Annotated in this window: 14 protein-coding genes; 9 read left to right on the top strand and 5 right to left on the bottom strand. The window is 66.0% G+C overall.

All coding sequences use genetic code 11. From position 1 onward, the window contains the following. Nucleotides 1-3: 3 nt before the first annotated feature. A complete protein-coding gene (locus VF167_01140; protein HEX6924005.1) occupies nucleotides 4-630 on the top strand; it encodes an isoprenylcysteine carboxylmethyltransferase family protein in 627 nt (208 codons plus the stop codon). Between the two features lie 145 nt (nucleotides 631-775). Here VF167_01140 and VF167_01135 read toward each other — a convergent pair whose 3' ends face one another. Beyond that, the gene (locus tag VF167_01135; GenBank protein ID HEX6924004.1) at nucleotides 776-1,981 is read right to left on the bottom strand and encodes a V4R domain-containing protein; all 1,206 of its coding nucleotides are present in this window, start codon (nucleotides 1,979-1,981) and stop codon (nucleotides 776-778) included. Nucleotides 1,982-2,206: 225 nt separating this feature from the next. Between VF167_01135 and VF167_01130 the strand changes: the two genes are divergently transcribed. The 4 genes from VF167_01130 (at nucleotide 2,207) to VF167_01115 (ending at nucleotide 5,369) form a co-directional block, all read left to right on the top strand. After that, nucleotides 2,207-2,746 carry a hypothetical protein gene (locus VF167_01130; protein HEX6924003.1) on the top strand — a complete coding sequence of 180 codons (540 nt, stop codon included), beginning with the start codon at nucleotides 2,207-2,209 and terminating at the stop codon, nucleotides 2,744-2,746. Between the two features lie 111 nt (nucleotides 2,747-2,857). Beyond that, a complete protein-coding gene (locus VF167_01125; GenBank protein ID HEX6924002.1) occupies nucleotides 2,858-3,658 on the top strand; it encodes a hypothetical protein in 801 nt (266 codons plus the stop codon). A 4-nt stretch (nucleotides 3,659-3,662) separates the two neighbouring features. Further along, nucleotides 3,663-4,730, top strand: coding sequence for a mechanosensitive ion channel family protein (locus tag VF167_01120; protein ID HEX6924001.1), 1,068 nt, complete (start codon nucleotides 3,663-3,665; stop codon nucleotides 4,728-4,730). A 114-nt stretch (nucleotides 4,731-4,844) separates the two neighbouring features. Beyond that, on the top strand, nucleotides 4,845-5,369 hold the full coding sequence (locus VF167_01115) for a VUT family protein (GenBank protein HEX6924000.1): 525 nt from the start codon (nucleotides 4,845-4,847) through the stop codon (nucleotides 5,367-5,369). 1 nt (nucleotide 5,370) lies between these two features. Here VF167_01115 and VF167_01110 read toward each other — a convergent pair whose 3' ends face one another. Then, nucleotides 5,371-5,862, bottom strand: a complete 492-nt coding sequence (locus tag VF167_01110) for a DUF4112 domain-containing protein (GenBank protein ID HEX6923999.1) — start codon at nucleotides 5,860-5,862, stop codon at nucleotides 5,371-5,373. A gap of 186 nt (nucleotides 5,863-6,048) precedes the next feature. On the opposite strand from VF167_01110, the gene VF167_01105 reads away from it, so the two are divergent. Continuing rightward, nucleotides 6,049-6,690 (top strand): hypothetical protein, encoded by a 642-nt coding sequence (locus VF167_01105; GenBank protein ID HEX6923998.1) that lies wholly within the window; start codon nucleotides 6,049-6,051, stop codon nucleotides 6,688-6,690. Between the two features lie 70 nt (nucleotides 6,691-6,760). Here the strand turns inward: VF167_01105 and VF167_01100 are convergent, their stop codons facing one another. Continuing rightward, nucleotides 6,761-7,999 carry an argininosuccinate synthase gene (locus VF167_01100; GenBank protein HEX6923997.1) on the bottom strand — a complete coding sequence of 413 codons (1,239 nt, stop codon included), beginning with the start codon at nucleotides 7,997-7,999 and terminating at the stop codon, nucleotides 6,761-6,763. Nucleotides 8,000-8,109: 110 nt separating this feature from the next. On the opposite strand from VF167_01100, the gene VF167_01095 reads away from it, so the two are divergent. Both VF167_01095 and VF167_01090 read left to right on the top strand, forming a co-directional pair. Further along, nucleotides 8,110-8,730: an NUDIX hydrolase gene (locus VF167_01095; GenBank protein HEX6923996.1), complete on the top strand. Its 621-nt coding sequence runs from the start codon at nucleotides 8,110-8,112 to the stop codon at nucleotides 8,728-8,730. 68 nt (nucleotides 8,731-8,798) lie between these two features. After that, nucleotides 8,799-9,431 carry an ATP-dependent Clp protease proteolytic subunit gene (locus VF167_01090; GenBank protein HEX6923995.1) on the top strand — a complete coding sequence of 211 codons (633 nt, stop codon included), beginning with the start codon at nucleotides 8,799-8,801 and terminating at the stop codon, nucleotides 9,429-9,431. 215 nt (nucleotides 9,432-9,646) lie between these two features. Here VF167_01090 and VF167_01085 read toward each other — a convergent pair whose 3' ends face one another. Further along, entirely contained in the window at nucleotides 9,647-10,132 is a 486-nt protein-coding gene (locus VF167_01085; protein ID HEX6923994.1) for a hypothetical protein, read from the bottom strand. A gap of 180 nt (nucleotides 10,133-10,312) precedes the next feature. Between VF167_01085 and VF167_01080 the strand changes: the two genes are divergently transcribed. Beyond that, nucleotides 10,313-11,293, top strand: coding sequence for a class I SAM-dependent methyltransferase (locus VF167_01080; GenBank protein HEX6923993.1), 981 nt, complete (start codon nucleotides 10,313-10,315; stop codon nucleotides 11,291-11,293). 116 nt (nucleotides 11,294-11,409) lie between these two features. Here VF167_01080 and VF167_01075 read toward each other — a convergent pair. Further along, nucleotides 11,410-11,599 (bottom strand): hypothetical protein (locus VF167_01075; protein HEX6923992.1); only part of this gene is annotated, 190 nt, incomplete at its 5' end.

The raw sequence follows: 11,599 nt of genomic DNA, 5'->3' as shown, positions 1-11,599 counted from the left end.
GGGGTGGCCGCGTCACAGCGTCGGGATCACGGCGCTCCGGGAAAAGTCATCCGCTGGATTCGTCGCCGGCGTCCGTTCCTGACGGCCATCTTCGTGGCGGCCGTCCTCGTGCTCGCGTGGTTCGGGCCGGCGATGCCATCCGACCTCATCCACCCACGTCTGGATCCGGCCTTTCTGCTGCCGTGGGTCCTGATGATCGCGGGGGTCGGCATCCGCGTGTGGGGATCGGGAAATCTCCGGAAGAACCAGGAGATCACCAGCACCGGGATCTACCGGATGGTGCGGCATCCGCTCTACTCGGGTAGCCTGGCGATGTTTCTCGCCCTCTTCATCACCGTGGGCGATCCGCTGCTGGGAGCCGTCCTGTTCACTGCGATGGTGGTGCTCGTCTACTACCCCACCATGCTGGACGAGGAAGCGTACCTGCAAAACAAGTTTCCCCACCAGACGGCCGCGTACGCCCGCCTACCTCGCCTCATCCCCAGCCTTCGGAGGCTCCCGGAAGCCCTGCGCACCGACCGCTTCACCCTGCAAGCGGCCTACGGAAACCTCGGCCTGCGAAGCGTCGGCTTCCTTGTTGCTCTTCCTTCGTTGCTCGAGCTGCTGCGCTGGCTGAAGGGAAGCCGCTAGCTAGAATTCTCCTCTCGTCCGGATCCATGTCGCGGAGAGGATAGCCGCATCGTCCCTACTCACCTCCCTCCCCGCTGCAATCAGCCCCCCGATCCGGCAGTTTCGATCGCTGTGCCCGCCCTTCCGACAGTCCTCGCCTCCGTCGTTACACCGTCAGCGGGTTTACGACGATCTCGCAAACGGCATCTCCCATCGCCACGCAGCGGGTCTCCGCGGCGCGGAAGCTATGCGGATTGCGGAAGAGTGTGTGGTAGAAGGAGGGTGTGAGCGCCTGGGCGGGCATTTCCGAGGGTGAGCGGTAGAGCAGGTTCATCAGCGCCGCCAGTGCGCCGCCGGCGACGGTGCAGCGGGGTGCCGGGGTCCGACCGAAGAGACGGCGGTGGCCGCGACCCTCATACGAATCAGAGGCCCGCACGATCAACCGCTCGCCCGGGAGGAACGACTGGATGCGCCACGTGCCCCAGCGGAGCCGGCCCAGCACATCCAGCAGACGTTCCGCCCGAGTCGCTTCGTCTACGCCATCCAGATCCTGCGCCTCAAGTGCCTCCCCGAACAGGTGGAAGCCGTTCCGATGCGCCGCCTCGGTGAGCAGGATACCGGGAAGGTTCGCGAACTTCGCGCCGCGGACGCGTGGGATCTCGGTGGTGAACAGGTGCGTGATAGCCGCGTAGAAGTCGACCGGCAGCGCCACGAGCGGGGAACCGGGCAGCTCATGTGCCCGGGCGAACACCTCAGCGGGGGAATCAATGTCGGTGAGCGCACTCCTCGCCGACCCGCTGGCGTTGTTAGGGATGGGAGGGTTGGATCCTCTGGTTCCGTGTGCGACGTTCCTGCGGGTCGCTGCCGCGGCTTCTCCCGCGCGAAGCTCGCCAGGCACGACCTCGAAAAGACACCGCTCCGCTCCCATTGCGGCGCATTCAAGCTCGCGGGACCGTCGCGGCTCCCCGAGAAGCAGGCTGAGCGACCGTCCCAGCGCCGCGGAGGCGATTCCGCAGACCGGCCGGTCGGCGGGGGGATAGCGCAGGCGCCAGGCGGTCGCCGAATGGGAATCCCGCAGCTCAGCCCTCCCCGTGCCGCCCGTCGCAAGGGCGTCCGTCACGAGCGTCCCCAACCCCGATGCCCGAAACCCTTCCACGACCAGGGAGAGTGCATTGTCGTTCGAGGGCTCAACCGGCTCGGCGAAGACTTCGTCGCAGACCCCGACAGCCTCTTCCAGCAGCCGGACCGCGTCGATTCCGGAGGCCTCATAGAGCACGCGCAGGAGCGCGGCATGGTAGTGGTGCGAATGGAGGACGAAGAGGTCATCCCTCTTTTCGCCACTCCGCTCCTGGCTCGTGGCTGATGCGTTCATTCCGATCTCCTGGATCACCACCGGCGCGGGTGCATGGACCGGCATCGGGCGCGGGGAGGGTGCATTGGCCTGCTCGAGGTTCTGAAGAGCTTCGGCACCCCACCGGGCCGTCTTAACGCGGACGGCGTGGCGTTCCGGGCACACTTTCGGGGGCCTTCTCTGCGATGGAGCACGGGGATTGCAAGGATCCGCTGCAATGCCTTCTACGTAGGAGCAGCCAACGACATGAAGCGGGAGTTCGAAGTAGAGGTGGTGCACCGACAACGAGCGGTGTACCGGGTGTGTGCCCCGGACCGGAAGGCGGCGGAGCAGCAAGCATCCGAGCGATGGCGCCGGGGTGAGCCGAGTGACGTCCCCGGCTATGAATGGTCTGAGCTGGTCTCCTGCACAGCGCACCCCGCTCCCGACCCGGAGCGCGTGCGTCAGGACGTCGAACTGGTCTATCGATTTCTGACCGAGAGGGAACGGCTGATCCAGCAGATTGGCGGGGATCCGTTCAATCCGAGCGCGAACGACGCGATCTCGGCAGCTCAGGTTGCAGCGGACCTGGGGTGGCTCCGGCCGGAGGACAGCGGCGGAGTGACAGCCGACGACGCCCGCGCCACCGAGGCGCTGGAGCAGCTCTGCACCGCCCGCCGGGCGGTTTGCTTTGCGCGCCAGAGAATGCGGAACCGCGAGCGGGGGGAGATCCGACTGTACTGCACGCCCGAGTACCTGGAGCAGCTGAGCTCCGATCACGAAGTGATCGAGCCGCAGGTCGTGTAGACGCTTCCCGCGCGGATCGGGTTTGCCGCGGAGCGGTCGTACGGTCTAATTTGGTCGCCGCGTCCTGCCGCTGGTGGTGGGCGCGGGCGTTCCTCGAGAGGTTGAGACCGTATGGCTCCTCCAGAGACAGTTCGTCTCCAGCTGCAGGACGGCCCGCCGCTGGCCGTTCAGATCCGCAAGGAGACTTCGGTCCGTTCTCTCCACACCGGGCGGTCGCTGCAGGAGCTGCACGGCTGGGTGGTTACCGCCGACGCTGCCCTTCACCAGCGTCTCGCCACGCTCTTGCCAACCATCGGTGAGCGACCCCTGCGAAGCGAAGACGAGCAGGGCGAGTTCACCGGTCGCTGGTGCGTTTCCTGGAACTCCTACGGCGAATCCGCCGGCGTCCACACCTACACGCTGATCCTGCGCGAGGCCGAGGAGCTCTCACTTCGCTCCCTCATTCTCGACGATCTGGAGCTGCACCCCTACGAGTACCGGGAAGAGGCTTCTGCGACGGGCCTGCGAATTCGTGCGAAGCTGGTGGGGACTGAGCAGGACGTGCTCGACCTGCGGCGGAAGGCGATGGAACAGGGAACCTTCGCCGTGGTTCGTCAGGGGATCCAGGACGAACCCCGGCGCATGCGGCTGGAGGTGGAGGAGTGGTCCCCCTTCGAGGACCGGGTCAAGTACCGGATCTCGCTTTCCGACCCCGGTCTGGAGGTCGCCGACGAGGAACCGGAGACCGACGCCGACAGCAGCCGCGCTCCGCTCGTGTTCTATGCCAACTTCCTCGAGCAGCTCGCCGAGATGCTCGTGCGGAAGCAGCTCATCAGCCGGGAGGAGTTGCGCTCCCTGCGCGAGGCGGCGCGACGGGACCCCGGCCTGACACGACACGAGCTCTGGAAAGTGGCAGACGTGGACCAGCTATAGGGAGATGACGTTGGAGCCTGCGGCCTGGGAATTCTATCACAACACACTGTACACCTGGATCCTAGCGCTCGCCACCGGCCTGCTGGTGTTCGCGGGGCTCAGCCTCCTGAGACGGTTTGCACTCCCACAGCTACGTCGTCTGATCCGTACCACGCGCACGGACGTCGACGACGTCGCGGCCGAATCTGTCTCCGCAACCCGGACCTGGTACCTGGCCGTCGTCGCGATCTGGGCGGGAAGTCTCTTCCTGGACCTTCCCGAGGATGTCCGCAGAATCGTCGTTCGTGGTGCAGCCCTGGCGACCCTGGCGCAGATCGGCATCTGGGGAGTCACCGCCATCCGGGCCTACGTCACGCACTACACGCGGGTCAAGCTCGCCGACGATCCGTCCAGCATCACGACGGTGCGGGCCCTCGGCTTCCTCGGGATGGTGCTGGTCTGGGTCGTGGTCGTCCTCGTGGCCCTGGACAACCTGGGCATCGAGGTCACCGCGATGGTGGCCGGTTTGGGGATCGGCGGCGTGGCGGTGGCTCTCGCGGTGCAGAACATCCTCGGCGATCTCTTCGCCTCTCTCTCGATCGTTCTCGACAAGCCGTTCGTCTACGGTGACTTCATCGCGGTCGGGGACATGTTGGGGAGTGTAGAGAAGATCGGGCTGAAGACCACCCGTCTCCGTAGCCTCTCCGGCGAGCAGCTCGTCTTCTCCAACTCCGACCTTCTGCAGAGCCGCATCCGCAACTACAAGCGGATGTTCGAGCGCAGAGTGGTTTTCAACTTCCGGATCCCGTACGGCACTCCACCGGAGCTGGCCCGGCAGGCAGCCGAGATCGCTAGACGGGCAGTGGAGGCCCAGGAGGATGTGCGCTTCGACCGCGCACATTTCTCCTCGTTCGGTGAATGGGCGCTCGTCTACGAGGTTGTGTATTACGTGCTGGTTCCCGACTACACTCGTTACATGGATATTCAGCAGGAGATCAACCTGACGATCATGCGCGATTGCGCTGAGGCGGGAATCGGCTTCGCGTATCCGACTCAGATGTTGTTTCTGGAGCAGATGTCCGCATCTGCGTGAGGGTCCGCGGATGTAGCCCCGGCGCGAAGAAGGAAGCTGCGGGGCCCTCAGGTCGTCCGGCCGGCGATCCGTGTCGCCGGCCTTTCTGTGATTTGATACGGTCGCTCGGAACGAATGGCGTACCTGGCCCTGATCATCTACTGCGCGAGCATCGTCGCGGCGAACTGGCTCATCCGGCACGTGGGCACCGCAGTGCTGCCGGACGGGACCCACCTTCTCCCCGTCGGGTTTGGTCTGATGGCTCCCTCCGGATCCTTCGCCGCAGGGGTGACCTTCGTTGCGCGTGACGTGGTCCAGCGGGCGGCGGGGCGTCGCTGGGCGATTGTAGCGATTCTGGGGGGGACGGTGCTCTCGGTGCTGGTCAGCCCGCGTCTGGCGGTGGCCTCCGGTTCGGCCTTCCTCTTCTCCGAGCTGGTCGACTTTGCGGTCTACACTCCGCTGCAGGAGCGTCGGTTCGTGCTGGCGGTCGTGCTCTCGGGAATTGTGGGCAGCGTGGTCGACAGCGTGATCTTCCTCTCCCTCGCCGGCATCCCGCTGGCAGCGGCACTGCCAGGCCTGCTTCTGGCCAAATTCTGGGTGCAGCTCGGGGCCGGTCCGGTGGCCGCGTGGCTGCGGACGCGGGTTTCCCAGGCGGTGTAGGTCAACCGAACCCGAGTAGCCGCAGCAGCTCGATCGCCAGCCAGGCGCCGGCGCCGACCAGGAGCACCAGCAGGACGGCAATCGATGCCGCCGTCAGGAAAAGCCAGCGGCTGCCGGCTCGCCCCGAGGCTAGAGGGTTTGCGAGATGCGTCTCGATGAGACTGACGTTTCGCGTGTTCGCGCGCCAACCGGCGTCGAACAGGTCGCCGAGAATCGGCACCGTGCCGATCAACGCCTCGAGGCCGATGTTGAAGCCCATGCGAATCAGGACCGGAACGGGCACCCGTAGCCGCGCAGCGGCAACGAGGATCGAGGCAGAGAGCAGGACGCCCGCGAGATCTCCCACGCCGGGGATCAGACCCAGCAGCGGATCGAGACCGATCCGGAAGCGCGTGCCCGGAATGGTGATGGCTGTGTCGAGGAGGCGCGCAAGCGCGCGCGAACGCTCGAGGCGGGCGAGATCGGAGCGGTCAGCTGAGCTCAGGGGCGGCATTTTCCCGCGAAGGGGCCGGAGGAGGGCACGGCAAGGGGGACACTCCTCCGACACTCGCAACGTAGATGCCGGATCATCACGACCGGGGTGGAGCGCGGGAGCAACCGCACGCATTCCCGATCCTTGTCACGACCATTGCGACGCCTTCCGAGCTGAACCGCACCGCGAGCGATCTGTTGGGCTTCTATGACGCAGTCCCCTTCGCTCCAATCCGAGCAGATCACCATGCTCACCGACCTGCTGCTCTCGTTGGTAGCGGGTGCGCTGGCGGTACGCGTCCTGGCGCGCCTGGAGAGCGGTGCGGACGGCTGGTTCGCCGCGTGGAGCCTCGCCTTCGGTTTCACCTCGGCCGCAGCGCTGATGGGAGGCCTCTTTCACGGCCTGCGGTATCGCGCATCGCCGGAGGCCTCCCGCCGCCTATGGCGACTGACCCTGGTACTCACCGCGGGAGTCGGCTTCAGCCTCATGGTGGTCGCGGCGCAGGTAGGGATCTCTCCTCTGACCCACACCCTGCTCCTCGGCGCAGGTGTGGTGAAGTTCGCGGTCGTGCTCTGGCGCTTGCGGGGATCGTGGAGCTTTGGCCTCGTCGCCGCGGACTCGGGAATATCGCTGGTCGTACTGGGGCTGGTGGCCTGCTGGGGACTGCGAGCGGGTGTGCTGGGCGGCGAGGGCTGGTGGATCGTGGGCGGCGTGACCATTTCGCTGCTAGGGGCAGCCGTCCAGCAGACTCGCGTCTGGCACGGCCGCCCCTTCGATCACAACGACCTTTTCCACTTGGTTCAGATCGTCGCCAGCATCCTCTTCTTTCGCGGCTCAGGGCAGTGGTGACGCCCCGACTTCATCGCAGCGGCATCCCGCGTAGGGTGAGTAGGATGGGCTCCGTCGGGGAACCGCGATCCTACTCGTCCTGCCCCGTCTTGCGGAGAATCAGCTTGTGCGCGCGAAGCCGCAGTGCGTTGATGCGAATGAAGCCCCGAGCGTCTTCCTGATCGTAGCCGCCCGCCACGTCCATCGACGAGAGCTCGCGATCGTAGAGCGAGCTGGGTGACTCCCGCCCTTCGCAGATCACGTTCCCCTTGTAGAGCTTGACCCGCACCCGCCCGTCGATCAGCCGTTCCGCCTGGGAGAACGCGGCCGCGATGAAGTCCATCTCCGGCGAGAACCAGAAGCCGTTGTAGATGATCTCGGCGAAGCGCGGCGAAAGCATATCCCGCAGGCGCAACACTTCGCGGTCCATGGCCACGCCTTCCAGGTCGCGCAGGGCGTAGTGCAGGATCGTGCCTCCCGGAGTCTCGTAGACGCCGCGGGATTTGATCCCCACGAAGCGGTTCTCGACCATGTCGACGCGGCCGATGCCGTGGCGCCCTCCCAGCCTGTTCAGATAGACGAAGAGATCCAGCGGATCGATATAGACCGTGCCGTCGTCGAGATTCTCGACCCGCACCGGCGTCGCGTCCTTGAACTCGATCTCGATGTGTTCAGGGACGTCGGGGGCGTCCTCCGGCGCGACCGTGAGCTTGAACATGTCCGCGGGAGGCGGAGCGAAGGGATCCTCCAGCAGCCCCGCCTCATAGGAGCGGTGCATGAGATTCTCGTCGCTGGAGTATGGCTTCTCGGCGGTGGCCTCGACCGGGATGTCGTGCTGTCGGGCGAAGGCGAGCAGGTCGCTTCGACCCCGGAACTGCTGCAGGAACTCGCGGTCCTTCCAGAGCGAGATGACCTGCAGGTGCGGGGCGAGCGCCGCGTAGGCAAGCTCGAAGCGGACCTGGTCGTTCCCCTTCCCGGTGGCACCGTGCGCCACGTGAGAGGCGTCCTCCTCCAGTGCGATCTCCACCTGCTTCTTGGCGATCACCGGGCGCGCCAGCGACGTCCCCAGCAGGTAGCGGTTCTCGTAGACGGCGTTGCCGGCGATGGCCGGGAAGATGAAGTCGGTGACGAACTCCCGCTGCAGGTTCTCCACGTACACCTTGGACGCGCCGGTCCGGCGGGCGCGATCGGCGATCTCGTCGAAATCCTCCTGCTGACCCACGTCGGCGACGTAGGCGATCACCTCGTAGCCGCGCTGCTGCAGCACCTTGAGAATGCAGGCAGTGTCGAGACCACCGCTGTATGCCAGCACCACCTTTTTCGCGTGCACTTGTGTCTCCAGGGGTAGGAAACGAGAATACGGGAGTTCGCGCCTACGTAATAGACCCGCCGCCTCGCGGGGGCAAGCATCGTGCACTCGAGCGACGGGAGCGGATCAGAATGGTGGACGGGCCGTGGCTGAGGTGGGCGCGGCGCATCGCGGCGCTGGCACAGAACGGGCGCACCTACGCAGGCACCGTTTTCGATCGACAGAGGTACGACGAGCTGACGCAGATCGCGGCGGAGATGCTGGCGCAGCCGACAGGCCTTCCGGTAGACGAGATGCGTCGCTTGCTGGAGGCCGAGCAGGGGTACGCCACTCCCAAGGTCGACGTGCGAGGGGTGGTCTTTCGCGGGAAACAGGTGTTGCTGGTCCGCGAAGTGGAGGATGGGAGGTGGACGCTGCCGGGCGGCTGGGCGGACGCCGGCGAGTCGCCGCGCGAGGCGGTGGAGAAGGAGATCTTCGAGGAGTCGGGCTTCACCACGCGTGCGGTGAAGCTGCTGGCGGTGTACGACCGGGATCGGCACGCCCCCTCGCGCCTGCCGTGGTCAGTGTACAAGCTCTTCATCCGATGCGAGATCACCGGGGGCGAGGCGAACGGCAGCGTCGAGACGAGCGAGGTGGGCTTCTTCAGCGAGGACGAGCTTCCGCCGCTTTCGGAGGGGAGGGTCACCGGCGCTCAGCTGAAGCGCATGTTCGACCACCTGCGGAATCCGGAGCTCCCCACGGATTTCGACTGAACCCGTAGATCGGCGCCGGCACGGGGAAGACGGACGACCCCGGCGGCCTTACGAACCGAGCGAGCAAAATGAGCGACTACATCAGGCTGAACGACGAGGACGAGGAGCCGGCGCAGGCCCCGGATCAGCAAAAGTCGGACATGCCGACGACTCCGCTGACCGATCCGATTCGCGAGCGGCTCTTCAAGAACCGCACGATCATCATCAGCGGAGAGGTCAACCAGCGCCTCGCCTCCAGCGTCATCGCCCAGCTCCTGGCGATGGCCTCCGAGTCGGAGGAGCCCATCAACATCTTCATCAACTCGCAGGGTGGACACGTCGAGTCCGGCGACACCATCCACGACATGATCCGCTTCGTGCGGCCGCGGGTGCGGATCATCGGCACGGGCTGGGTGGCGAGCGCCGGGGCGCTGATCTACGTGGCGGTGGATCGGAAGGACCGCTACTGCCTGCCCCACACGCGCTTCCTGCTGCACCAGCCCGCGGGCGGCGTGGGCGGAACCGCGGCCGACATCGACATCGAGGCGCGGGAGATCATCCGTATGCGGGAGCGCCTGAACCGGCTGTTCGCCGAGCAGACCGGGCAGCCGATCGAGCGCATCGAAGAGGATACGAGGCGAAACTTCTGGCTCTCCGCCAGTGAGGCCCAGGAGTACGGACTCGTCGGGAAGATCATTACCTCGGAGAGCGAGCTGGACTGACGGTCCGTACCCGCACGTCCCGAATCTCCCACCGCCGCTCGGTTCAGGATTGCGCTTCTGAACGCGGGTAAGGAGCACAAAAAAGCCCACGTCACCCCGACCCGTGAAAGCCGTTGAGCACCGCTCTCATAGGTCGGGGCGTGGTCTTTCCACCTGCAACGTTTGCTTCGCCAGGGGGCGATGCGGGGCCACCGCGAGGCGACCCCGCTGCGTGCTTACTTCCGCGACCGCACGATCTTGTCTACGTAGCGATCGAGATTGCTGAGCACCCCGACGATCTCCGCGCGACTTTCGGCGTCGGAGAAATCGCGCGCGAACTCCAGGAGGGTGTTCCTCACTCGATCCCGATCGATGTCGGCAGCGCCGCTGGCCGTCGAAGCCGCCGTAGGGGCCCGGGCGGCGCGCCTCGGCGCCGGGGCCTCGGCGGAAGGCTGTGGGGCCGCCCTTCTCCGTCCTCCTCGGCGGCGCCCGCCCGCAGCTCCCGCGGCAGCACCGGCACCCGTCTTTGCCTTCCGCCCGCGCCCGACACCGCTCCGCTTCAATGGCAGCACATAGCCCGCATTGAACTGGCGGAGCGATAGCTCACCTATGGACGCGTCGACGCTCTTGGCGGCCTCCTGCAGTTCCTTCGTGGTCGCATCGGGATTTTTCTCGAGCTCCTCGCGAACTCGCGCCTGGACCTTTTCGCTCCGATCGGGCATCAATCCTCACTTCGTCAAGGATGTCGACCTGGACATTCAACGGGCGTATGAAGCCTACGCTGGAAATTCGCATTGCACAAGGACTCCGAATGTGCGACGGGAACGCCGCACATTTGCGCACATTCATGGCGTCCCTTCGGATCGGCTGAACGGCATGGTGCGTGCCCGCAGTATTGCCGTATGAACACGGCCTACGAGCTCGCTACCTGCCCGGTGTGCGACAGTCCCGACGACGACGAGGTCGCATCTCGGGAAGCCATCTCGCGGGAGCTCGAGGAGCTGTGGGAATTCCACATTCGCCGGCTCCGTCCGGGCACTCCGCCGCGCTTCCTGATGGATCGCGTGGTCTTCTCCCAGGATCCGCCAATCCGTCTCAGCCGCTGCCGGGAGTGCGGCTCGATCTACCGGAACCCGCGTGAGCGCAGCCGCGATCTGGTCGATCTGTATGCGGGCGAAGCTCTCGATCAGGGGGTACTGAAAGGTCTCTTCGAGGCGCAGAAGCGCAGCTACGGTCGACAGGCCCGACGCCTGACCCGGCTGGTGGGGCATGCCGGTCGGGCGCTGGAGATCGGCAGCTATGTGGGGGCATTTCAGGCGGCCGCGAAAGCGAAAGGATGGGTCGTCGACGGAGTGGACGTGAACCCGGCCGCCGTCGCTTTCGCACGCGAAGCCGGGTTTCGCGTGTTCGAGGGTGAGATCACCGATGCCCCGATGGAGCCACCCTACGACGCGGTGGTGATCTGGAACTGTTTTGATCAGCTACCGAACCCGCGGGAGGTCGTTCGTGCCGCTCGCGATCGGCTGCGGTCCGGAGGGCACATCGCCATACGCGTGCCGAGCGGCGAGTTCTATGTGCGATACCGGCGACGCCTGGAGGGACCGGGCAGGTCGTTTGCCCGTGCGGCCCTCGCCCACAACAACCTGCTGGGCTTCCCCTACCGCACCGGCTACACGGCGGCTTCGCTCGCGCGCCTGCTCCAGGAGGCAGGTTTCGAGTCGGTGCGGGTAGTCGGCGACAACCTCGTTCCCATCGCGGACCGATGGACCCTCCCCTGGGCCCGGCTCGAGGAGCCGGTTGTGAAGCAGATTCTTGCCACGATCGAGCGCAGGGAGCGGGCCCCCTGGCTCGAGGTATATGCCCGTGCACCGTCCGCCGGCTGAACTCGTGCCGAGAGCGGAATCAAGCCGACGATGCCTGACCCCAGTTCTCATACCCTCGTGAAGAAGTCATGAAGAAGGGCGCCGCGCGGCGCCCCTCCCGTTTTCTCAGACCACGCTCAGTCACCGCCAGCCGGTACTTCCACCTGCTGAGGGTGCGATGCGGCTGTGGCGGGTACCGGTGCGCGACCGGTGATCCATGCCTTCCAGCGGTCGCCCGCGCGCTGGAGGATCACGTAGGTGCAGGGCACCACGAAAAGCGTCAACAACATGGAAACGGAGAGCCCGCCCACCACGGCGATCGCCAGA

It is taken from the genome of Longimicrobiaceae bacterium (genome assembly GCA_036375715.1).
In the GTDB taxonomy this organism is placed as follows: Bacteria; Gemmatimonadota; Gemmatimonadetes; order Longimicrobiales; family Longimicrobiaceae; genus DASVBS01.
This window is presented reverse-complemented; position numbering and strand designations above follow the sequence as displayed.